This is a genomic window from Comamonas aquatilis, assembly GCF_965139575.1.
Lineage (GTDB): Bacteria > Pseudomonadota > Gammaproteobacteria > Burkholderiales > Burkholderiaceae_C > Comamonas > Comamonas aquatilis.
The window spans coordinates 48,723-70,394 of the sequence record NZ_CBCSIW010000005.1 but is presented as its reverse complement, the minus strand read 5'-3'; the positions used below and the strand labels follow the sequence as shown (position 1 = coordinate 70,394).

At 63.8% G+C, this 21,672-nt stretch carries 17 protein-coding genes; 4 read left to right on the top strand and 13 right to left on the bottom strand.

Features of this window, described 5'->3' with window-relative positions:
- Positions 1 to 94: 94 nt before the first annotated feature.
- The 5 genes from ACNAZA_RS08855 to ACNAZA_RS08835 form a co-directional block, all read right to left on the bottom strand.
- Entirely contained in the window at positions 95 to 1,393 is a 1,299-nt protein-coding gene (locus ACNAZA_RS08855) for a dihydroorotase (RefSeq protein WP_415796170.1), read from the bottom strand.
- 223 nt (positions 1,394 to 1,616) lie between these two features.
- Positions 1,617 to 2,579 (bottom strand): aspartate carbamoyltransferase catalytic subunit, encoded by a 963-nt coding sequence (locus ACNAZA_RS08850; protein WP_120971436.1) that lies wholly within the window; start codon positions 2,577 to 2,579, stop codon positions 1,617 to 1,619.
- Between the two features lie 2 nt (positions 2,580 to 2,581).
- Positions 2,582 to 3,112 carry a bifunctional pyr operon transcriptional regulator/uracil phosphoribosyltransferase PyrR gene (gene pyrR / locus ACNAZA_RS08845; RefSeq protein ID WP_120971437.1) on the bottom strand — a complete coding sequence of 177 codons (531 nt, stop codon included), beginning with the start codon at positions 3,110 to 3,112 and terminating at the stop codon, positions 2,582 to 2,584.
- Positions 3,109 to 3,621: a Holliday junction resolvase RuvX gene (ruvX, locus tag ACNAZA_RS08840; protein ID WP_415796169.1), complete on the bottom strand. Its 513-nt coding sequence runs from the start codon at positions 3,619 to 3,621 to the stop codon at positions 3,109 to 3,111. Before ruvX ends, pyrR begins: the two co-directional genes overlap by 4 nt.
- On the bottom strand, positions 3,618 to 4,217 hold the full coding sequence (locus tag ACNAZA_RS08835; protein WP_120971439.1) for a YqgE/AlgH family protein: 600 nt from the start codon (positions 4,215 to 4,217) through the stop codon (positions 3,618 to 3,620). The genes ruvX and ACNAZA_RS08835 overlap by 4 nt, the downstream gene beginning before the upstream one ends.
- A gap of 23 nt (positions 4,218 to 4,240) precedes the next feature.
- Here ACNAZA_RS08835 and ACNAZA_RS08830 point away from each other — a divergent pair, with 23 nt between their 5' ends.
- Positions 4,241 to 5,743: a cryptochrome/photolyase family protein gene (locus tag ACNAZA_RS08830; protein WP_415796168.1), complete on the top strand. Its 1,503-nt coding sequence runs from the start codon at positions 4,241 to 4,243 to the stop codon at positions 5,741 to 5,743.
- Positions 5,744 to 5,845: 102 nt separating this feature from the next.
- Here the strand turns inward: ACNAZA_RS08830 and ACNAZA_RS08825 are convergent, their stop codons facing one another.
- From ACNAZA_RS08825 to ACNAZA_RS08800, 6 genes are read right to left on the bottom strand one after another with little or no spacing between them, the layout of a single operon-like run.
- Positions 5,846 to 12,472 carry a hybrid sensor histidine kinase/response regulator gene (locus ACNAZA_RS08825; RefSeq protein ID WP_415796167.1) on the bottom strand — a complete coding sequence of 2,209 codons (6,627 nt, stop codon included), beginning with the start codon at positions 12,470 to 12,472 and terminating at the stop codon, positions 5,846 to 5,848.
- Between the two features lie 46 nt (positions 12,473 to 12,518).
- Entirely contained in the window at positions 12,519 to 14,747 is a 2,229-nt protein-coding gene (locus ACNAZA_RS08820; RefSeq protein ID WP_415796166.1) for a methyl-accepting chemotaxis protein, read from the bottom strand.
- Positions 14,748 to 14,766: 19 nt separating this feature from the next.
- Positions 14,767 to 15,294 carry a chemotaxis protein CheW gene (locus ACNAZA_RS08815; protein ID WP_415796164.1) on the bottom strand — a complete coding sequence of 176 codons (528 nt, stop codon included), beginning with the start codon at positions 15,292 to 15,294 and terminating at the stop codon, positions 14,767 to 14,769.
- A gap of 15 nt (positions 15,295 to 15,309) precedes the next feature.
- Positions 15,310 to 15,672: a response regulator gene (locus tag ACNAZA_RS08810; RefSeq protein ID WP_120971444.1), complete on the bottom strand. Its 363-nt coding sequence runs from the start codon at positions 15,670 to 15,672 to the stop codon at positions 15,310 to 15,312.
- Positions 15,672 to 16,076, bottom strand: coding sequence for a response regulator (locus tag ACNAZA_RS08805; RefSeq protein ID WP_415796162.1), 405 nt, complete (start codon positions 16,074 to 16,076; stop codon positions 15,672 to 15,674). Before ACNAZA_RS08805 ends, ACNAZA_RS08810 begins: the two co-directional genes overlap by 1 nt.
- 50 nt (positions 16,077 to 16,126) lie before the next feature.
- Positions 16,127 to 16,279, bottom strand: coding sequence for a rubredoxin (locus ACNAZA_RS08800; protein WP_120971885.1), 153 nt, complete (start codon positions 16,277 to 16,279; stop codon positions 16,127 to 16,129).
- Between the two features lie 115 nt (positions 16,280 to 16,394).
- Between ACNAZA_RS08800 and thiD the strand changes: the two genes are divergently transcribed.
- The gene (thiD, locus tag ACNAZA_RS08795; protein WP_415796161.1) at positions 16,395 to 17,357 is read left to right on the top strand and encodes a bifunctional hydroxymethylpyrimidine kinase/phosphomethylpyrimidine kinase; all 963 of its coding nucleotides are present in this window, start codon (positions 16,395 to 16,397) and stop codon (positions 17,355 to 17,357) included.
- On the top strand, positions 17,341 to 18,645 hold the full coding sequence (gene hemL / locus ACNAZA_RS08790; RefSeq protein WP_415796160.1) for a glutamate-1-semialdehyde 2,1-aminomutase: 1,305 nt from the start codon (positions 17,341 to 17,343) through the stop codon (positions 18,643 to 18,645). Before thiD ends, hemL begins: the two co-directional genes overlap by 17 nt.
- 57 nt (positions 18,646 to 18,702) lie before the next feature.
- Here hemL and ACNAZA_RS08785 read toward each other — a convergent pair whose 3' ends face one another.
- A complete protein-coding gene (locus tag ACNAZA_RS08785) occupies positions 18,703 to 19,629 on the bottom strand; it encodes a LysR family transcriptional regulator (protein ID WP_415796159.1) in 927 nt (308 codons plus the stop codon).
- A gap of 48 nt (positions 19,630 to 19,677) precedes the next feature.
- Between ACNAZA_RS08785 and ACNAZA_RS08780 the strand changes: the two genes are divergently transcribed.
- Entirely contained in the window at positions 19,678 to 20,952 is a 1,275-nt protein-coding gene (locus ACNAZA_RS08780; RefSeq protein ID WP_415796158.1) for a Zn-dependent hydrolase, read from the top strand.
- On the opposite strand, the gene ACNAZA_RS08775 is transcribed toward ACNAZA_RS08780, so the two are convergent.
- Positions 20,953 to 21,558, bottom strand: coding sequence for a DNA-3-methyladenine glycosylase I (locus ACNAZA_RS08775; protein WP_415796156.1), 606 nt, complete (start codon positions 21,556 to 21,558; stop codon positions 20,953 to 20,955). It lies immediately after the preceding gene.
- Positions 21,559 to 21,672 lie beyond the last annotated feature (114 nt).

The window sequence follows — 21,672 nt, the reverse complement described above, 5'->3', positions numbered from 1 at the left end:
AAAATCTCGGCAGGCCCGGGGCAGGCGGCGCAGGCCAAAGCTCGCCGCACCGCCCTAGCCCAAGCTGATGCTTTTTTTGCGGCCCAGCAGCGGCTTAAGCCGCCCGCTCGAAAGCGATCTGTCCATCGACCAGTGTGTAGCGCACGCGGGCCGGCAGTTCGTAGCCACCAAACGGCGTGCTCTTGCCCTGGCTCAGCAGCGCCTTGGGCTCCACCGTCCATTCGGAAGCGGGATCGACAATGCACAGATCGGCCACGCCGCCCTCTTGCAGCAGGCCTAGCTGCGCTTGCTGCTCGCCCAAGGCGGCACCCAGCACCGCCACGGGCGATGCCGTCACGGCCTGCAAGGCACGGTTCAGAGGCACGCCATGGTCGCGGCTCCATTTGACGGCCACGGACAGCAGCAGCTCCACGCCGGTGGCGCCGGGCTCGGACTCGGCAAACGGCAGGGCTTTTTCGTCTTCATCCACGGGGGTGTGGTCGGAGACCAGGGCGTCGATGGTGCCGTCGGCCAAAGCGGCAGACAGGGCATCGCGATCACGCTGCTGACGCAGCACGGGCACCACACGGGCGCTGCTGTCGAAGTAGCCGATATCGTTTTCGGTCAGCAGCAGCGAGTTGATGGACACGTCGGCCGTCACGTTCAGGCCTTCGGCCTTGGCGCGGCGCACCAGCTCCACGCCTGCGGCGCTGGAGATGCGGCACAGGTGGACTCGGGTCTGCGAGCCACGAACCAGCTCGAAGATGGTGTGCAGCGCAATCGTCTCCGCCGCCACGGACACGCCGGCCAGACCCATGCGGGTGGCCAGGGCGCCGCTGGCGGCCACGCCCTTGCCCAGGTCCTTGTCCTGCGGGCGCAGCCACACGGCATAGCCAAAGGTGTTGGCGTAGCTCAGCGCGCGGCTGAGCGTGGTGATGCTGGACAGCGGCACATCGGCCTGGCCAAAAGCCACGCAGCCCGATTCGGTCAGCTCGGCCATCTCGGTCAGCGTCTCGCCCTTCAGACCTATGGTCAGCGCACCCATGGGGAACAGCCGCGCCTTGTGCTGCTTGTCGGCACGCAGCTTGAGCATTTCCACAAGGCCCTGCTCGTCGAGCACGGGATCGGTATCGGGCGGGCAGACCAGGCTGGTCACGCCGCCGGCCACGGCAGCCGCCATTTCGGACTGCAACATGCCTTCGTGCTCGTAGCCGGGCTCGCGCAGGCGCATGGCCAGATCGACCAGACCGGGCAGCACCCAGCAGCCCTTGGCATCGATTTCACGCTCGGCCACAAAACCATCGGGCACCATGCCGATGGCGGCGATCACGCTGCCATCGATGGCGATATCGGCCTGCTGGTCAAAACCTCGTGCCGGGTCCATCACCCGGCCATTGCGAATCAGAATCTTCATGGTTTGGCACCAAATTGGCTACCAGCCCTTGCCACACAAGCGCTAGCAGCTACAAAAAACATATTGAACCCAATGCCACCCTGCCCTGTGTACCGGCCAGCTGTCGAATGAGACGCCGAGCAAGAGCCGCCTCGCGGCGCGGGCGTCGTCCCCCTTCCCGCAGCAGCGCTGCGAGAGAAGGGGGAAGCGGCGCAGCCGCTCAGGGGGATGGCCTGATGCTCCATCAGGCTTCGTTACCCGCCACGATCGACATCACGGCCATGCGCACGGCGATGCCGAAAGTCACCTGCGAGAGGATCACGGCCTGCGGCCCATCCACCACTTCCGAGGCGATTTCCACGCCGCGGTTGATGGGGCCGGGGTGCATGACGATGGCATCGGGCTTGGCAAGCTGCAGCTTCTCGGGCGTCAGGCCGAAGCTCTTGAAATACTCCTGGCTGGAAGGCAGGAGCGCGCCGCTCATGCGTTCGTTTTGCAGGCGCAGCATGATGATGACATCGCAGTCCTTGATGCCTTCTTCCAGGTTGTGGAAGACGCGCACGCCCATGCTGGCCATGTCCGAAGGCACCAGCGTGCGCGGGCCGACCACGCGCACTTCGGCCGCGCCCAGCGTGGTCAGGGCGTGAATGTCGGAGCGCGCCACACGCGAGTGCAGCACGTCGCCCACGATGGCCACGCGCAGATTGGAGAAATCCTTTTTGTAGTGGCGGATGGTGTACATGTCCAGCAGCCCCTGGGTGGGGTGGGCATGGCGACCGTCACCGGCATTGACCACGTGGACATGGGGTGCCACATGCTTGGCGATCAGATAAGGCGCACCCGATTCGCTGTGACGCACGACAAAGATATCGGCCGCCATGGCCGAGAGGTTGTCAATGGTGTCCAGCAGGGTCTCACCCTTGCTGGCCGAGCTGCGCGCGATATCGAGATTGAACACGTCGGCCGACAGACGCTTGGCGGCGATGTCGAAGGTGGTGCGGGTACGTGTGCTGTTTTCAAAGAACAGATTGAACACGCTCTTGCCGCGCAGCAAGGGCACCTTCTTGACTTCACGGTCGTTGACGCTGACGAAGTTGCCGGCGGTGTCGAGGATGTGGGTCAGGATGTCCTTGGACAGGCCTTCGGTGGAGAGCAGGTGGATCAGCTCGCCGTTCTTGTTCAGTTGGGGGTTGCGCTTGTACAGCACGATCAGGCCTCTTGGATGCGAAAGTGGAAAACACCGCCTTCGTCGCGTGCCAGCGACAGCAGACGGTCGGCCGGCAGCACCACGCGCGCTGCGGCAAAGTCGGCCTGGAAGGGCAACTCGCGCCCACCCCGGTCCACCAAAACGGCCAGGCGCACGCAAGCGGGCCGGCCGTAGTCATAAAGTTCGTTGAGCACGGCGCGCACGGTGCGGCCGGTGTAGAGCACATCGTCCAGCACCAGGATATCGGCGCCGTTGACGTCAAAGTCGATCTGCGTCTGCGCGCTGGTGCTCATGCCGCGCTGGGCGAAATCGTCGCGGTGCAGCGAGGACGAGAGCACGGCAGGCTTGCCTTGCAGATTCAGATCCTTGTGCAGGCGCTCCACCAGCCAGGCGCCGCCCGAGGTGATGCCGGCCAGACGCGTCTGGGGCCCCATGAGGCGCTGCACACCACGCAGCAATTCGCCGTACAAGGCTTCGGCATCCAGAATCAGGCTACCTTGTCCCGACTGGTTTCCTGCAATGGTTTCACTCATGGAAGACTCCTCAAAAACTGTTCCAAAATAATGCAGGCCGAAGCCGCATCGGCGTCACGCGCGCCGCCGGCCAGGGCTTCGGTCGTGCTGTAGCGTTCGTCCACTTCATAGACCGGCAGCTTGCAGCGGCTCCTCAGCTGGCGGCCAAACTTCAAGGCCCGCGCCGTGTTCTCGTGCGCAGCACCATCGGGGTGATAGGGCACGCCGATCACCAGCGCATTGGGCTGCCACTCGCGCACCAGTTTGTCCACCGCCGCCAGGCGCGCCTCTGCAGCTTCGGCCTTGATGGTGGGCAGGGGATTGGCCCCGCCCAGCACCCGGTTGCCCGAAGCGCAGCCTGTGCGCTTGGTGCCAAAGTCAAAAGCCAGAAATTGTTGAAAGTGCGCGGGAACCTCGGGCTGGCTGGGCACGGGGGCTGCGGCTGGCGCCACACCCGATGCCTGCGTCGATCCGTCGGCCGATGAAAAGGCCGCATCGGCGGCCTTGTGGGAAGAGGAAATATCAGTCATGCACGTCCGGATTCGGGCGACAGCATCCAGCGCTGCAAACCCAGCAGGCCCAGGGCGCGGTCATAGCGCTGCTCCACCGGGGTGTCAAAAATCACCATGGGGTCGGCCGCCACCGTCAACCAGGCGTTCTCGCCGATTTCGGATTCCAGCTGGCCTTCGTCCCAGGAGGCATAGCCCAGCGTGACCAGCAGCCGCTTGGGGCCTGCGCCATCGGACAGGGCTTCGAGCACGTCCTTGGAAGTGGTCATCTCCAGCCCGCCAGGGATGGTCATGGTCGAGGCATAGGCCGATTCGTCCGCCGCCGCGCCCTCGATCACCATGGGCTCGTGCAGTACAAAACCTCGGTCGGTTTGCACCGGGCCGCCGGTATAGACCTGCTCGTTGCGCAAATCCTCGCGTTTGAGACCCAGGTCCACCTTTTTGAGTAAGCCTTCCAGACTGAGACTGGAAGGTTTGTTGATAATCAGACCGAGCGCTCCACGCTCGCTGTGTTCGCACAGGTAGACCACGCTGCGCGAAAACGACTCATCTTCCAATCCGGGCATGGCGATCAGGAAGTGGTGCGTCAAATTGATAGGCGCAGATTCTTCAGACATGTCAGCGATTTTACCGGCGATCTATGTCTCCTTCTTACCCTGTGGGCTTGGTTTGGTTCCGACGCGATCTGCGCCTGGCCGACAATGCCGCGCTTTATGACGCTTTGCGCCAGTGCGCACAGCTTTATTGCGTTTTTGTGCTTGACGACAGCATTCTCGCGTCTCTGCCGCGTGCAGACCGCCGCGTGGAGTTCATCTGCCAGAGCCTGGCCGAGCTGGACCAGAGCCTGCGCAGCAGCAGCGGTCGCAGCGATGTCGGCCTGATCGTGCGCCGGGGGCTGGCCCAGGACATCATTCCCGCCCTGGCCCGTGAACTGGGCGCGCAGGCGGTGTTCTGCAATGACGATGACGAACCCCAGGCCCTGGCCCGCGATGCCGGCGTGCGCCGCCAGCTGCGCGCCCAGCAGGTGAACTTTCTGCCCAGCAAAGACCACCGCATCTTCGGCCGCGACGAGGTGCTGACGCAAAGCCTGTCGCCGTTTTCCGTCTTCACGCCCTACAAGAACGCCTGGCTGCGCAAGATCACGCCGTTTTATCTGTCCAGCTACCCCAGCGAGCGCCATCTGGGCGCCAAGCTGGCGGCCCGGCCCGAGGCAGACACGCGCCCCGTGCCCAGCGCGGCCGAGCTGGGCTTTGCCGCCGGCACGCTGGACGGCCTGCGCCTGCCCACCGGCGTCAGCGGCGCCCGGCAGCTGCTGGCCGACTTTCTGCCGCGCCTGCCCAAATACCAGGCGGCGCGCGACTTTCCCGCGCTCAAAGGCCCCAGCTACCTCAGCGTGCATCTGCGCTTTGGCACGGTATCGATACGCGAGCTGGCGCGCATCGCCTATGAAGCCGCCCACAACGAGGACTGGCCGCCTCAGGCCCGCGAAGGCGCGGCCACCTGGCTGTCCGAGCTGATCTGGCGCGATTTCTATTTTCAGATTCTGGCCCACCATCCGCATGTCACCGAGCGCAGCTTCAAGCCCGCTTATGACGCCATTGAATGGGAGAGCGGCCCCGAGGCCGACGCCTTGTTCAGCGCCTGGTGTGAAGGCCGCACCGGCTACCCCCTGGTCGATGCCGCCATGCGCCAGCTCAACACCTCGGGCTATATGCACAACCGGCTGCGCATGGTCACGGCCAGCTTTCTGGTCAAGGATCTGGGCCTGGACTGGCGGCGCGGCGAGGCCTATTTTGCCGAGAAGCTCAACGACTTTGATCTGGCAGCCAACAACGGCGGCTGGCAGTGGGCGGCATCGACGGGCTGCGACGCCCAGCCCTGGTTTCGCATCTTCAACCCGGTCACGCAAAGCCAGAAGTTCGATGCCCAGGGCCAGTTCATTGCCCGCTACGTGCCCGAAGTCGCCGCCCTGCCCGCCAAGCTGCGCCATGCACCCTGGCTGGCCAAGCCCATCGAGCTGGCCGAAGCCGGCATCCGCCTGGGCCAGCACTACCCCTACCCTGTGGTGGACCACGCCGCAGCGCGTGAAAAAACGCTGGCCCGCTATGCCGTGGTCAAAAGCAGCTCCGATCAGGACTCCTGAAAAAGAAGCGGCCTGCGCTTGTCTTTCATAGGTTTCAGAATTTATTCAATCTGAAACCCAATCAAGACCGGCGCAAGCCGCTCCTTGTTTTCTAGAGAAAACTCAGTCGTCCACGGCCGGCGTACGGCCAGTCGTGCCACCGTGCAAAGGCTGGCTTTCGGGCGCCGGGCCGCTGCGTTGCAAGGCGTAGTGCTGAATCAGGCCCAGCAGTTCCTCGTCGGCATAAGGCTTGCCCAGATAGTGGTTGGCGCCCAGCTGCGCCGCCATCTCGCGATGCTTTTGGGCAATGCGCGAGGTGATCATGATCACCGGCATGCCTTTCAGTCGCTGGTCCGCGCGGATATTGCGCAGCAGATCGAAACCGTCCATGCGCGGCATTTCGATGTCCGACAGCACCACCGTGGGGCGCTCGTCCTGCAGCACTTCGATGGCCTGCAGTCCGTCGGCCGCCAGGGCCACGCGGTAGCCTTCGCGCTGCAGCAGGCGCTGGGTCACACGGCGCACGGTAATCGAGTCATCGACCACCAGCACCAGAGGCACCGAGGCCTGAGCATCGCCCGTCAGCAGCGCGCCCGCAGCAGCGGGCAATGCCTGCAAACCTTCGGCTGCAGCCTGCTCGGCCTTGGCCGCCAGAGCGCGCACCTGATCGCCATACACATTGGCCAGGGCCACCGGGTTGTAGATCTGCACCACGGCACCCGAAGGCAGCACGGACATGCCGGTCAGGCCGGGCAGACGCGCCAGCTGAGGACCCAGGTTCTTGATCACCACTTCCTGGTTGCCCAGCACCTCATCCACATGCAGGGCAATGCGCTGCGAGGCGCTGCGCACAATCAGCACGGGGCGGGTACGGCCTACGGCCTCCTCGCTGCGCAAAGACGATTGCCACAGCGCACCGGCCCAGTAAAACGGCATGACTTCGCTGCCGTCGTGGAACGCCTGGGTTTGATAGGCCTGGCCCAGCGCATCCAGCGGCGTGCGGCGTACGATTTCCACCAGACTGGCAGGCACGCCCACACTCATCTTGCCCACGCGCAGCATGACCACCTGGGTCACGGCCGTGGTCAGCGGCAAGACCAGACGGAAGGCGCTGCCGCGGCCGGCTTCGGAATGGGTTTCTATGCGCCCGCCCAGCGCATTGACTTCGGAGCGCACCACGTCCATGCCAATGCCGCGCCCGGCCACGCCGGTGATCTCGGTGGCCGTGCTGAAGCCCGACTCGAAGATCAGGCGGCCCGCGTCCTCCATGCCCATGTGCTGATCGGCGGCCCAGAGATTCTGGCTGATGGCCTTGCTGCGAATGCTTTCCAGGTTCAGACCGGCACCGTCGTCTTCCACCGACAGCGCCACATCGTTGCGCTCCTGGCTCAGAATGATTTCGATGGTGCCCACGGCGGACTTGCCTGCGGCCTGGCGCTGCTCGGGCGATTCGATGCCGTGCGCCACGCAGTTGCGCAGCAGGTGCTCGAAGGCCGGCATCATGCGCTCTAGCATGCCACGGTCCATTTCGATGGTGCCGCCCAGAATGTTCAGGCGCACCTGCTTGCCCATCTCCTTGGAGGTCTGGCGCACCACGGCATACAGGCGCTCGGCCAGAGATTCGAACTCCACCATGCGCGTGCGCAGCAGATCGCGCTGCAGATCGCGCGCCTGACGGCCCTGGGCCACCAGATCGTCTTCCGCCGCAATCATGTCGCGTTGCAGATTGCGCTGCACGGTGGCCACGTCGTTGACCGACTCCGCCATCATGCGAGTCAGCTCCTGCACGCGAGTGAAACGGTCGAACTCCAGCGGATCAAAGCCGGCGGCCGAATCCTTGGACAGGGCCAGACGCGACTGCATCTGGCTCTCGGCCTGCACCTCAATATCGCGCAGCTGGCTGCGCAGGCGTTCCAGATTGAGCGTCAGATCGCCCAGCGAAGCGCGGGCCTGGGCCAGGCGTGAATCCACACGCGAGCGGGCAATCAAGACCTCACCGGCCTGGGAGATCAGGCGGTCCAGCAACTGGGCACGCACGCGCACCGTCTGCTGCGATGCGACGCGCGGCGCGGCCGCAGACGCTGCGGCCTGCGCATCCAGCTCGTCATCGAAAGCGAAAGCCTGGGGCTCGGCCTCAACGCTTTCACTGCTGGCAGTAGCGGCATCGGCAGGAACGCTCTGCGCTTGAGCGGCAGCCGTCGCAGCGCTTTCTGCGGCCAGATGCAGCGGCGCCTGAATCACGGCATCGTCAATCCGGTCCAGCGGCGGCTCTGCGTCCTGCTCGCCCGCCACGCGCAGCACATCGAAGCTGGCTTGCAGGGCATCAAAGCGGGCCAGCAAGGGATCAATGCTTTCGGCGCTGGGTTTGTCGCCATCCACGCGCTCCACGGCCGACTCCAGCCGGTGCGCCATCTCGCCCATGCGCATGGCACCTGCCAGGCGGGCGCTGCCCTTGAGGGTGTGCAAGGCGCGCAAGGTTTCCTTGCGGGCATCGTCCAGCAAGGGGCGTGCATGCCAGCGGCGCAGAGCTGCGCCCAGCTTGGGCAGCAGATCGACGGCCTCTTCCTCGAAGATAGGGAAGAGATCGGGATCGACCTGATCGAGCACATCGATCTCGTCATCGTCGGTCTCGGCATGGACGGCCAGGGCAATCGCCGCATCGATGCGGCGCTGCAGATCGGCTTCCTGCTCGGCGCCCACGGGCCGCGGCATGGCCGAGTACACGGCAGGCGCCTGGGGCAACTCGGGTGTTTGCGCGCCGGTATCGAGAACAGGATCGGCGGCCTGAGGCTCGGCGCTTTCAAGCGTTTGCGCCGCGAAGTCCAGCGGCAGATCCAGCGGATCCACGGTCTTGGCGGGCAAATCGGTCAGCAGATCCGACCAGTCGCGGGCACTGAGATCCAGCTCGCTGACTTCGAGTGCTGGCGGAACCTCGGTCAACTCCAGGCTTTGCGCCAGCAAGGCCTGCAGCTCTTCGGCTATCGAGGGCTGCGCCGTCTTCAGAAAACCTGCGGCGAACTGGTGCAGCAGGCGACGAATCTCTTCCGACGCGTTGACGCAGCAGCTGGCCTGCAGCTGCGTGGCGAAGCCCTGGGACTGCAGATGCTGCAGCGTGTGCTCCAGCAGACGCGCCAGTTCGGACAGCGGCTTGAAGCCCACGGTGCCTGAGCTGCCGGCCAGCGAATGAGCCAAAGCCACGGCATCCTCGGGCACGGGCTGGCTCAGGTCCAGGCTCCACTGCTGCAGCACGGCCCGCAGGCGCTCGGACCACTCGTCGGCCTCGTGGAGGTAGACGTTGTACAGCGGCGTGCTGATGCGCAGCCCGTCGATATGCTTGTAATCGTCCTCTGGCGCGGCGGGTTGCTCCGGCGTGGGTTGCTCTGGCACTTCCGGCGCCATATCGATTTCAGCGATAGGCGTGCGCTTGGCGGCAGGCTCCGTCTCAGAAACTTCGAAGTCCGCAAAATCCACGGCCGGCGCCGCTTGCAGCAGCAGCTGCGGCGCGCTCTCAAGCGCTTGCTCAATGAGCGTCTCTGGCTCGGGCTCGGGCGCCGATTCGGGTTCGGGCTCGACTACGGGCGCGTGTGCATCCAGGGCCGCCAGCTCGCTCTCGCGCATGGCGATTTCGAAATCGGCAAAGTCCAGCTCCTGCGCCTCATCGGGGCTGGCCGGCACCTCACCAACCGCTGCATCTGCCGTCTCTTCTGCGCCACCGGGCTGCTGCAGCGGTGCCTCGGCAGACGCGGGAAGAAAGACATCAAAGTCCAGCGCGGGCAGAAAGGCATGCGGCTCATGGCTCTGCACAGGCAGCAGCGCTTCGGCGGCGGCTTCTGTGGGCCTGTTCTCGGACCTTTCCTCGGGCTTGCCTTCGGGTTGGTCTTCTTCAGGCAGCTCCAGCATCCAGCCCAGCTCAGCGGAAGCTGCGGGTTCAGCGGAGGCCTGTGGTTCTGCAGGAGCTGCTGGCGCCGCCGTATCGAGGGCCTCAGCTTCGGGAGCCAACGGCGCAAACTCTTCTATGGCCTCTGGCCTGCGTGCGCGGCGCGGCATCAGCGCAACATCGGCGCGTTGGCCGGTCAGACGCATGGCATCGGCGGCGGCGCGAAATGGCGTGGCAGACCAGTGCTCGGCCTGACGCGCTTCCAGATCCTGCGCCCAGGCCGCAAAAGCCTTGAGAGCATCGACGGCCAGAGCGCGCATGGGAGCGGGCATAGGCTTCTGCTCGGCCAGCCAGGCATTGAGCATTTGCTCCAGAGCCCAGCCGGCTTCGCCGAATTCATCCAGCCCCACCATGCGCGAACTGCCCTTGAGCGTGTGAAACGCGCGGCGCAGCGTAGTTTGCTCGCTCAGGCTGCCGGCTTGCTCCTCCAGCACACGCAAGGCATGCAAGCCGTTTTCCACGACTTCACGGGCCTCTTCTAGGAAGATGAACAGCAGCTCATCTTCGCCATCGAGTTCCTGCACACTCAGCGCCGGCTCCACGAAGGCCGGCACTTCGAAGTCGGGCACAGCCTGCACCGGCGATGGCGACGCGGAAAGATCCAGATCCAATGCCGCCAACGGCTCTTGCGCCTCGGGCTGGGCGGCCGTGCTTTGATGCATGCCGGCAAACACCTGGGCCATGGCATCGCCCAGCGCATCGGGCGCAGGCTCGCTCACCGGAGCGGGAGCCGGCAAGGAAGGCGCCAGGCTTTCGGCCACAGCGGCATCCGGCATCTGCCCCAGATCTACGTCCACGGGAGCGGCTGGCGGCTGAAGTTCTTCAACCGGCAAAACCGCCGTCATGGGTTCGGCAGCCACGGGGTCTGCTGCTGTCGTTGTCACTACGGAATCAATAGCTTGTTCCGCAACTGCGACATGCACTTCAGGTGCAAATGGCTCTGGAACAGTGACAGATACAGCGGTCTGCGCTGGTATTTCGGGAGCAGAGTCTTCGGTGGAGATATCCACCGTGGGCTTGAAAGGCTCGCTGCTGCGGTTGCGATTGCGTCCCATGAGAACGCGCAACTCGTCGGCTTCCTCGTCATAGATGAACAGCTTGCGCGCCATATTGCGCTGGTAGCTGAGCATGTCGATGAGAAAACCCATGGCGCCCAGGCTGTTGCCCAGTTTCTCGAAGGCCTGAGCGCGCTGCTCCTCCCGGACTTCACCCAGGATCAGCTGCTCGACCTTCTCGCGCATGCGCTGCATGCCAAACGCAGCCTGATCAAAGCCCAGCACCGAGAGCACGCCGCGCATTTGCGACATCTGGTGAGGCACGGCCGCCAGCACGCTGGTATCTGCGGGATTGCGGAAATACATATCCAGCTGCCGTTCAGACTCGCCCAGGGTGGAGCGCAATTCGCCCACCACCGAACCCATGGTCTGGTCATCGCTGGCCTGGCGGAACAGCTCTTCCATCCAGGGCTCCAGCGGCTGGGCAGGAGCGCCTTGCAAGGCAGCATCCAGCCGGTACACCAGGCTGCTGAACTGGCTGGCCTGGGCCTTCTCATCCAGGTTGAAGGTGGCAAAAACGGCTTGCAGATAGAGCACGGCCGTCGCCACTTCCATGGCCAGCTCGGCCGGTGGCGGCTGACCGATGCGGTCCACGGTTTCCGCCACGCGAATCAGGGTCCGGGCCAGGCCCTGGCTGGCGGGCTGCAGCTTGACCAGGGATTCGGCCACCTGGCCGAACTGTTCCACCGTCAGTTTGATCTTGCCGCGCTCGCCACCGGCCAGAGCCGACCAGGTGTCGGCCACGGCCGCAATGCGCTTGCGCGCCAGAATCAGCACGGCCGGATCATGGCGGCCAAAGCGCGCCACCTGGTAATCCACCTGGGGCATGCCGTCCATGGAGTAGGCCTGCTGAACCGCCTTGAGCACCTCACCGGAGCGCTCGCGCGGCTTGGCCTGGGCACAGAAGAACATCAGGTCTTGCAGCAGCCGCGCCGGCGGCAGGCTGTCGCCCTTGGCCATGGAGGCGTATTGCATGAGCACGCGCGAGGCCATGCGCTTGACATAGAGATCGACCGCGATCAGGCCATGTGCCTGAGCATCGAAAAAGGCAGCTGCAATCTTCCAGAAGCTGCGCGCCGTCACGTCCTCGAGCTTGCCGGCGGCAAGGCGCAGGCACAGGTCGCGCATTTGCGCCGAGGCTTCGCGGTCTTCACTCTTGATCAGGCGCAGCACCACGCCATCGAACAAGGCGCGGGCTGCGGGGCCGTATTCCAACGCTGCGGGCATGGCGCCCACCCAGTCGGGTTCGCGCGCCCGGCGCTCTGCAGGCCATAGATCGCCGGGATGCACTTTGTCATTGCCGGCCAGCGTCGCCACTTCACGGTACTGGGGAAACAAGGCCACGGCCGACACTTCTTTGCCAGCCAGCATGGTTTCCAGAAATTCCATCAGCGCAAAATGCGTGCGCTCCAGCGTGGCAGCCGCCTCGGCCGTGCACAGCTCGGGACGCTGTATGAAGCGGTTGACCGCATCCTCCATGCTGCGCATGATCTGGGCCGGAGCGCCCAGGCCCACCATTTCCAGCGCACCGCAAGCCTGGTGCAACTGCTGGCGCGCAATGCGCAGGGCCGAAGTGTCCAGCGTCTCCAGATCGGCCACACGGGCCGCGTCCGCGTCCCGGACAAATCGGCCTACCGCCTTGTTCGCAGCTTCCAGCGACTTGCGCAGCTCATCAAGCACCCAGGCCAGGGGCCCCAGGTCCTGCTCTGCAGGTGCAGTCATCACTGCACGGATTGGCGAGTCGTCTACCACGGACATGCTCAATTCCCTTGACCCGTCAGGGCTCGTATGTGTTGATAGGTACTCAGACGATCTTGAATCGTGCCACCGACTGGCGCAGTTCTTCGGCCATGTGGGACAACTCACGCACCTGTTGTGCCGTGCTGCGCGTACCTTCACCCGTCTGCTCCGTCACCGCAAAAATGTGCTGAATATTCTCAGCCACATCATTGGCCTGCGCGGCTTCGCGCGAGGTAGAGGAGGAAATCTGTTCGATCAGCTCGGCCAGTCGGCGCGACACGCTGTCGATTTCGGACAGCGCGGTGCCGGCGGAGTCGGACAGGCGCGCGCCGTCCACCACACCCTGGGTGGAGCGCTCCATGGCGGCCACCGCATCCTGGGTGTCGGTCTGAATGGCTTTCACCAGCGCCGCAATCTGGCGCGTAGCGTCTGCCGAGCGTTCGGCCAGGCGCTGCACTTCTTCCGCCACCACCGAGAAACCGCGACCCGCTTCACCGGCCGAAGCAGCCTGGATGGCGGCGTTCAGGGCCAGTACGTTGGTCTGCTCGGTAATGTCGGAAATCAGTTCGGTAATTTCACCAATTTCCTGGGACGATTCACCCAGGCGCTTGATCCGCTTGGAAGTGTCCTGAATCTGGTCGCGAATGGAGTTCATGCCACCGATGGCGTTTTGCACGGCCTTCAAGCCGGAGTCGGCAGCCTGCAGCGATTGACGGGCCACCTGGGCCGATTGCTGCGCCTGTGCCGACACATCATTGATGCGGCCGGCCATCTCCAGAATCGACTGACCGGTTTCACGAATCTCGTGCAGTTGCTCGTTCGATGCGGCCAGCAGCTCGGTGGAGTTGGCATCCACCTCGGCCGTGGTCTGAGCCACCCGGGTGGCCGTGTTCTGCACCGAACCCACCAGAGCGCGCAATTCTTCCACCGTGTAGTTCACCGAGTCGGCAATGGCCCCCGTGATGTCTTCGGTCACCGTGGCTTCCTGGGTCAGATCGCCTTCGGCCACCGACTGCAGCTCGTTCATCAAACGCAAAATGGCGGCCTGGTTGGCATCGTTGATGCGCTTGGCCTCCTGCTCCTGAGAGCGGGCGTCGATCTGGTGGCGTTCGGCCAGTTGCTGGCGTGCACGGCTGTCCATCAGCTGCACGCGGGAGATTCCTATGCCGCACAACACGGCCACCAGAACCGCCAGGGCCAACACGGCCAGTTGCCAGACGCTGGCACCCGCGCCGCCTTGCAAAGCGGTCTGCAGCTCTTCCAGTTGACGGCGCAGCGGTTCGCTATCGTTGTTGATAGCCGTCTGCGCTTCACGCGCCGAGACCAGGCCTTGCAGATTGCCCAAAATGGCGCTGGCCTGGGCACGCGTCTCGTCGTACTGCTTGATCAGGGTTTGCAGCTGCTCGCGAATCTGCTCGTCACGGCTGGGCGCCAGGCGCAGCTCGGCATTGCCGTCCAGCAGGCCTTCGGAGATTTCCTTGAAGGAGTTCAAATCCTTGCCCAGCAGGAACACAGCCTCGGGGCTCACGCCTTCCAGGGTCTGGAACTCATTGGCCGACTTGGCAATACGCTGGGTCAACATCACCAGCTGGCCCGCGGCCGCAATCTCAGCGGCGCCCGCACCTTGCTGCAGCTTCAGCGAGGAGATGGTTTCAGCGGTTTCCAACAGGTCCGACGATTGGCGGTTGATGGTGCGCAACGCCTCACCGACCTGAGTCAGGATTTTTTGCTGCCCCATGATCAGAGCGGCGCTTTTTTCGGCCCGCTCCATCAGTGGGGTGATGCTGTCCATCGTGGCTTGCAGGTCGGCACCCACGGCATTCACGCCCAGTTCGGGATCGCCCGAGGACAGGGCGCGCACATTGCGCGCCAGCACGCCAGCGCTGTCTTTCACGTCGGCAAAAGCCGCTTCGGCACCCGTCATGGCTTGGGAGACCGATTTGGCCAGACGCTGGGACTGCATCAAGGCCTGGCCGGTGGCAGCCAGCTGCTGGTTGGAGTTGTTGGCCGAGCGCAGCATCCATGCCGCCACGACCACCAGCACCAGCACCGACAGACCCAGCAAGGTGAACAGCGTGCGCTGATGCCTGGGAACCGGCGCCTTGCCCAGCAGCGGCAGCGTGACCTGTTCCTGGGTTGGCAGCACCGCATCGCCGCTGCGCATTCCCAAGGTGGTATCCAGCGAATACATGTCCTGGGCCACGGTATCGCCAAGCATGCTGTTGTCAGCACCCGTGCCTGATCGATCAGACTTGCGTTGGAACCACTGGGTGAATCGTTGTGCAAAAGACATAGCGCTGCTTCCAGAAACCTTAAGCACGAATGCTCAAAAACTTGGCGGTTTGCGACAGGCGCTGCAACTGCAGCTCTTGCCAACGGCGGCCTGTGCTATCGATGTGGACGGAGCCAAAAAAGCTCGGAGAACGAGCCGGTGCCGGCTCGCTTTGGACAAAGGCGTCTGCGCCGCGCAGACCCTGAAGCTGATCCACCAGCAAGGCGGCATTCACCTCCAAAGCGGTGTTGAATGCCAGCAAGCTGGTTTCGGATAATTCCTGCTCGCTGCGGGAGCGGCCATGGTTGAGCAGCAGGGCCAGATCCACGACACCCGCCAGGGTTCCGCGCAGATTGGCAATCCCCAGAAACCAGTTCTGGGTATAGGGCACGGGCTGAACGCCCGTCCACGGGAAAATTTCCCCAGCCTGACTCAAGGGCAGCAGGTAGTCACGGCCGCCGGCCTGCACGGCCAGCCAGGCAGCGACCGTCACGCTTTCGCTACGTGCTGCCTGCAGGCGGCCTGCCAGACGGGATTGGAGATCTCGGAGGGCTTCGCGGTTCGCCATGGGCAGACGCAGCCTTTACAGCGCTGCGATCTTGGCTTGCAGCTCGGCTGCATCCACCGGCTTGGTGATGTAGCCGCGCGCACCCTGGCGCATCCCCCAGACGCGGTCGGTTTCCTGGTTCTTGCTGGTGCACATGAGAATGGGCACATCGGCGAACAGCGGATCGCGCGAGATGGAGCGGGTCAGCTGAAAGCCGTTCTGACCCGGCATGACCACGTCCATCAAGATCAGATCGGGCTTGTCTTCGGCCAGGCGCTTCATGGCCTCTTCGCCGTTTTCGGCGGTGCGCACCTGCAAGCCCTGTCTTTGCAGCAGGTCCGTGAGAAACATCAGCTCGGTCTTGGAGTCGTCTACGACCAGTACTTTTTGAATAGGCATCACGCGGCTCCCACACCTGCGGTTTGCTGGCCAAACTGTTCCACAGCCTGCAGCAGTTGATCTTTGGTAAAAGGTTTGGTCAGATAGTCTTGGCAGCCCACCATGCGACCGCGTGCCTTGTCAAACACGCCGTCCTTGGATGAGAGCATGACAATTGGAGTGCTGGAGAAGCGTGCATTGCGCTTGATGATGGCGCAGGTCTGATAGCCATCGAGCTTGGGCATCAGAATGTCGCAGAAAATGAGCTGCGGCTGGTAATCGTTGACCTTGGAAAGAGCGTCGAAACCGTCGTCAGCCAGCAAAACTTCGTAACCGCCCTGCTTGAGGAAAATCTCGGCACTGCGGCGGATGGTATTGCTGTCATCGACCACCAGAACCCGCAAGGGCGCACTGGATGCTGTCACTGTGAATCTCCTCCCGAATTAGGCCTTGGAATATCGAGCGGCAAAAGCACTCAGATTTCCACCATCTCAAAATCTTCTTTTCTGGCGCTGCACTCAGGGCATGTCCAGTTCATGGGCACGTCTTCCCAGCGCGTATTCGGCGGGATGCCATGTTCGGGGCAGCCTTGCGCCTCGTCATAAAGCCATCCACAGATCAAACACATCCAAGTTTTAGGGTCGGTCACAGCTTATAGGGCCTTCACATAGAATGCAACGATTGTATCTAGTCATAACCCCGGCCTTCACCCTTGCTATCCCGGGTGCACACTGGGGTGAGCCATGGCACTGAACACCCCCCAAACACCTACCCCCTCTTCCACTTCGGATACCGCAGAAACCGAAGCGAGTCCTATCTGCGTGCTGGTTTTCAACAGCAGCGACCCCAGCGGTGCTGGCGGCCTGTCTGCGGACATCTCCACCATTTCCTGCGTAGGTGGGCACCCACTACCGGTGGTAACAGGTGCCTATGCGCGCGACACCGCCCGGGTGTATGAATACTTCCCCCTGGATGACGAGGCTGTCACCGAGCAGGCCCGTGCCGTGCTGGAAGACATTCCGGTCGCAGCCATCAAGGTCGGCTTTGTGGGCAGCCCGGGCAATCTGGCCGCCATTGCCGAAATTTCTTCGGACTACCCAGAAATTCCCATCGTCAGCTACATGCCCGATCTGTCCTGGTGGGAGGAAGACAAGCTCGACCAGTACCTGGATGCATTCAAGGAACTTGTCCTGCCTCAAACCTCGGTGTTGGTTGGAAACCACAACACCCTGTGGCGCTGGCTGCTGCCTGACTGGAGCAACAGCCGCTCCCCCACGGCGCGCGACATTGCCATGGCGGCTGAAGCACTGGAAGTGCCTTACGTCCTGGTCACGGGCATACCCCTGCCCGACCAGTTCGTCGACAACATCCTGAGTACTGCCCAGGCCGTTCTGGGCAACAGCAAATACGAAATGTTCGAAGCCACGTTCACCGGTGCCGGTGATACGCTGTCGGCGGCGCTTACCGCCTTGATTGCGACCGGCAACGATCTGGGCGTAGCCACGCTGGAAGCGCTGGAGTACCTGGACCACAGCCTGGATGCAGGCTTCAGACCCGGCATGGGCCACTACATTCCCGATCGCCTGTTCTGGGCCCAGCCCGACGAAGACGATGAAGACGCCGCGGCCTCCGGCGACACCGATAACGAATCTGCCACCAAGCCCATCGAAGGCTTTGTGATGCCCTCTCATGACACAAAACACTGATCTGAATATTGCCTTGTTCGAACGCGCCAAGCAGGTGATTCCTGGCGGCGTGAACTCTCCCGTACGCGCTTTTGCGGCCGTGGGCGGCACGCCCCGCTTTGTGCAGCGCGCTCAAGGTGCCTATTTCTGGGACCAGAACCAGCAGCAATTCACCGACTACATCGGCAGCTGGGGCCCCATGATCCTGGGCCACGGTCACCCCGAAGTGGTGGAAGCCGTGCAAAAAGCCGTGCTTGAAGGCTTTAGTTACGGCGCGCCTACCGAGCGCGAAGTGGTGCTGGCCGAAAAAATCCGCGCCCTCATGCCCTCCATGGACATGGTGCGCATGGTCAGTTCGGGCACCGAGGCCGGCATGAGCGCCCTGCGCCTGGCGCGCGGTTTCACGGGCCGCAACACCATCATCAAGTTCAACGGCTGCTACCACGGCCATGCCGATGCACTGCTGGTCAAGGCCGGCTCGGGCCTAGCCACCTTTGGCGCGTCTTCGTCGGCCGGCGTGCCCGCCGATGTGGCCAAAGACACCATCGTGCTGGAGTACAACGACGTCGCCCAGCTCGAAGAAGCTTTTGCCAAGATCGGCAATTCCATTGCCTGCGTGATCATGGAGCCGATTGCCGGCAATATGAACTTTGTGCGCGCTTCGGTGGAATTCACCTGTCGCATCCGCGAGCTGACCCGTGAACACGGCGCGCTGATGATTTACGACGAGGTGATGACGGGTTTCCGCGTGGCCCTGGGCGGTGCGCAAAGCGTGTACGCCAAGGAAATCGCCGGCTTTGCCCCCGACATCACGGTCATGGGCAAGGTGATCGGCGGCGGCATGCCCATGGCAGCCTTTGGCGCCCGCCGCGAAATTATGGAAAAACTTTCGCCCCTGGGCCCGGTCTATCAGGCCGGCACCTTGTCGGGCAACCCGATTGCCACGGCCTGCGGTCTGAAGACGCTGGAGCTGATCAGCCGCCCCGGCTTTCACACCGATCTGCACCTGAAGACCGGCCATCTGATGCAAGGCCTCAAGTCCGAAGCCAATGCTGCCGGCGTGCCCTTCAGCGTGGACTGGCAAGGAGGCCTGTTCGGCTTTTATTTCCTGCCCCAGCTGCCCAGCACCTATGCCGAAGTCATGAAGACCGACGGCAAGGTCTTCAACAAGTTCTTTCACGGCATGCTCGAGCGCGGCCACTACTTTGCGCCCGCACTGTACGAAGCCGGTTTTGTCAGCGCCGCCCATACGGACGACGATATAGACCGCACCATCGAGGCGGCGCGCGAAGTGTTCAAGACACTCTGAGCCCCTGAACTCTGTTCAAAACGCCGGGAATGTCCCGGCGTTTTGCTTTCAGGGAAGTCATGCCTGCTCCCAGGCTGCGCCATGCGACTGGATGCTCTGGCAGACCACGGACAAGGCGCGACTCAGGGGCTTGTCCTTGCGCAACACCATGGCCAGGGTACGCTCCAGTCGCGGGGCCAGGGAGCGCAGCTCCAGATCCTCACGTGCACCGCGCCCCTGCATTGCCATGCGCGGCAGCACCGCATAGCCCAGGCCGATGGCAGCCATTTCCTTGAGCGCTTCCACGCTGTCCAGTTCCATCTGCAGACGCGGCGTCTCGCCACCGCCACGCAGCCAGGCATCGACCACACCACGGGTGCTGGCGGATTTCTGCAGCGCCAGCTGCGGCAGCGGACGCAGCTGGGCAGCCGTCACTGCAGCACCTGAGCCCAGCAAGCCCGGCCGTCCCACGGCCACCAGCTCATCGCGCAGCACCGGTGTGGCCAGCAAAGCGCGCCGGTTCACCGGCAAGGTCACCAGCGCCAGATCCAGGCTGTTGTCTTCCACCCGGCGCACGCATTCCTCGGTATTGCCCGTCACCACCACGATATCGATGCCCGGATACTGGGCACGCACCTGGCGCAGCGCAGCAGGCAGCAGATACAGACAGACCGTCAGACCCGTGCCTATGCGCACCTGACCACTGACGTCACGCACATGCGCGCCCAGCGCCTGCTCCAGCCCTTCCAGTGCCAGAGTCACCGCCGGCAACTGCTCCAGCAGAGCCCGGCCGGCGGCCGTGGGCACGGCACGGCGCCCCACGCGCTCAATCAGCCGCGTGCCCAGATGGCGCTCCAGCTGGCGCAGTTGCAGGCTGACCGCAGGCTGGGACAACTCCATCAACTCGGCTGCCTGCGAAAAACTGCCTTCCTGCACGACCAGGCAAAAGCTACGCAGCAAGCCCAGGCTGGGGGCATTGGCCAAAGTTCCACTAATGCTTTGCATAAGCAGTCAAAGATTCTCTTGTGGTGATACACAGGCGAAGATTAGGCCATGAATACTGCCGAACGCTCCAAGCTCCCTCCCATTGACGGCGCGCGCCTGTGGCGCCGCCTGGAAGAACTCTCCACCTTCACCCGAGCCGACATCGCCTGGACGCGCCGCGCCTTCAGCCCCGAGTACACGGCCGCACGCGCCTGGCTGCGCGAAGCCTTTGAAGCTGCCGGCCTGCAGGTGCACCTGGATGCCGCCGGCAATCTGATCGGCCGCCGCCCCGGCCGGCGCAACGAACTCAAGCCCCTGGCCACGGGCTCGCACACCGACACCGTGAATGCCGGTGGGCGCTTCGACGGCATCCTCGGCGTGCTGGCCGGACTGGAAGTGGCGCACGCGCTGAACGACGCCAATATCACGCTGGAGCACCCGTTCGAGGTCATAGACTTTCTCTGCGAGGAACCCAGCGACTACGGTATCTCCTGCGTGGGCAGCCGCGCCATGGCCGGAATGCTCAGCCCCGACATGCTGGCCGCCAGCGACGGCCAGGGCGACACCCTGGGCCAGGCCCTGCAACGCCTGGGCGCCCGCCCCGAGGCGCTGGCCGAAGCCGACCGCCGCCAGGACGGTTTCGCCGCCTTTGTGGAGCTGCACATAGAGCAAGGCCCCATGCTGGAGCGCGAAGGCCTGGCCATAGGCGCAGTCACCGACATCGTGGGCATACGCCGGGCCCAGCTGTTCTTCGAAGGCCGACCCGACCATGCAGGCACCACGCCCATGGACGAACGCAGCGACGCCCTGGTGGCCGCCGCCTGCGTGATCCGCCAAGCCCAGCGCCTGGCTCGCCAGTGGAGCCGCAGCACGCCCCACTATGTGGTGGCCACGGTGGGGCGCATGGCGGTCTCGCCCAATGCCAGCAACACCGTGCCCGGCCAGGTGGAGCTGACGCTGGAAGTGCGCAGCAACCACGCGCCCGTGCTCAAGGAATTCTGGGAAGTGCTGGAGCGGCGCTGCAGCCCGGCCATTGAGCGACTGGGCGTGCAGTGGCGCGTGGAGCCCCGCACCCATGTGGACCCCGTGCCCTGTGCCCCGCTGGTCACGGCCGCCGTGGAGCGCGCCGCTCAGCGCCTGGGTCTGGGCTGCCGCCGCATGCCCAGCGGCGCCGGCCACGATGCCATGTATATCGCGCACACCGGCCCCTCGGGCATGATCTTCATCCCCTGCCTGGAAGGGCGAAGCCACAGCGCCGTGGAATGGGCCTCACCCGAGCAGGTACTGGCCGGCACCCAGGTGCTGGCCGCCACGCTGCTGGAGCTGGACCGCCAGCCGGGCTAGTCACTGCGGCCGCTGGAAATTCTTGCGCGCCTGTTCCACCTGGGCGCGCGTAACGCAGCCGGGGGCGTGGTCATTGACCATGCCCATGGCCTGCATAAAGGCATAGACCGTGGTGGGGCCGACGAACTTCCAGCCGCGCTTTTTCAGTTCCTTAGACAGCGCTTGAGACTCGGCCGTCTGCGCCGGCACTTCGGCACCCGTCGATGGCGCGGCTGGCTGGTTGCGCCAGAAGAAGGCGGCTAGCGAGCCTTCTTTGTCCACCATTTCGATAGCGCGCTGGGCATTGTTGATCACAGCCTCGATCTTGCCGCGATGGCGCACGATGCCGGCATCCTGCACCAGGCGCTCCACATCGGCCGGGCCGAATTGGGCGACTTGATGAAAGTCGAAGTTGGCAAATCCGGCCCGAAAGTTCTCGCGCTTGGCCAAAATCGTGTACCAGCTCAAGCCCGCCTGAAAGCCTTCGAGGCTGAGCTTTTCAAACAGCCGTCTGTCCTCGGTCACCGGAAAACCCCATTCATGGTCGTGGTAGTGCACATACAGGGGCGATCCATGGCACCAGAAGCAGCGGTCCTGCCCGTCTGCAGAAGGAAGTGTGTGCGACATGGGTGCACTTTAGCCAAACAAAAAGCCCCGCAGAACAGCATCTGCAGGGCTTTTGATTTGATAGCTGATAGCGCCTGAATTCATTGGGATTCAGGCATAAATCACTTGGAATCG

Excerpts from the sequence above, each read along its gene's own strand:
- ACNAZA_RS08855 (WP_415796170.1), bottom strand. The coding sequence starts at position 1,393 with ATGAAGATTCTGATTCGCAATGGCCGGGTGATGGACCCGGCACGAGGT.
- pyrR (WP_120971437.1), bottom strand. The coding sequence starts at position 3,112 with ATGAGTGAAACCATTGCAGGAAACCAGTCGGGACAAGGTAGCCTGATT.
- ruvX (WP_415796169.1), bottom strand. The coding sequence starts at position 3,621 with ATGACTGATATTTCCTCTTCCCACAAGGCCGCCGATGCGGCCTTTTCA.
- ACNAZA_RS08835 (WP_120971439.1), bottom strand. The coding sequence starts at position 4,217 with ATGTCTGAAGAATCTGCGCCTATCAATTTGACGCACCACTTCCTGATC.
- ACNAZA_RS08830 (WP_415796168.1), top strand. The coding sequence starts at position 4,241 with ATGTCTCCTTCTTACCCTGTGGGCTTGGTTTGGTTCCGACGCGATCTG.
- ACNAZA_RS08825 (WP_415796167.1), bottom strand. The coding sequence starts at position 12,472 with ATGTCCGTGGTAGACGACTCGCCAATCCGTGCAGTGATGACTGCACCT.
- ACNAZA_RS08820 (WP_415796166.1), bottom strand. The coding sequence starts at position 14,747 with ATGTCTTTTGCACAACGATTCACCCAGTGGTTCCAACGCAAGTCTGAT.
- ACNAZA_RS08815 (WP_415796164.1), bottom strand. The coding sequence starts at position 15,294 with ATGGCGAACCGCGAAGCCCTCCGAGATCTCCAATCCCGTCTGGCAGGC.
- ACNAZA_RS08810 (WP_120971444.1), bottom strand. The coding sequence starts at position 15,672 with ATGCCTATTCAAAAAGTACTGGTCGTAGACGACTCCAAGACCGAGCTG.
- ACNAZA_RS08800 (WP_120971885.1), bottom strand. The coding sequence starts at position 16,279 with ATGTGTTTGATCTGTGGATGGCTTTATGACGAGGCGCAAGGCTGCCCC.
- thiD (WP_415796161.1), top strand. The coding sequence starts at position 16,395 with ATGGCACTGAACACCCCCCAAACACCTACCCCCTCTTCCACTTCGGAT.
- hemL (WP_415796160.1), top strand. The coding sequence starts at position 17,341 with ATGACACAAAACACTGATCTGAATATTGCCTTGTTCGAACGCGCCAAG.
- ACNAZA_RS08785 (WP_415796159.1), bottom strand. The coding sequence starts at position 19,629 with ATGCAAAGCATTAGTGGAACTTTGGCCAATGCCCCCAGCCTGGGCTTG.
- ACNAZA_RS08780 (WP_415796158.1), top strand. The coding sequence starts at position 19,678 with ATGAATACTGCCGAACGCTCCAAGCTCCCTCCCATTGACGGCGCGCGC.
- ACNAZA_RS08775 (WP_415796156.1), bottom strand. The coding sequence starts at position 21,558 with ATGTCGCACACACTTCCTTCTGCAGACGGGCAGGACCGCTGCTTCTGG.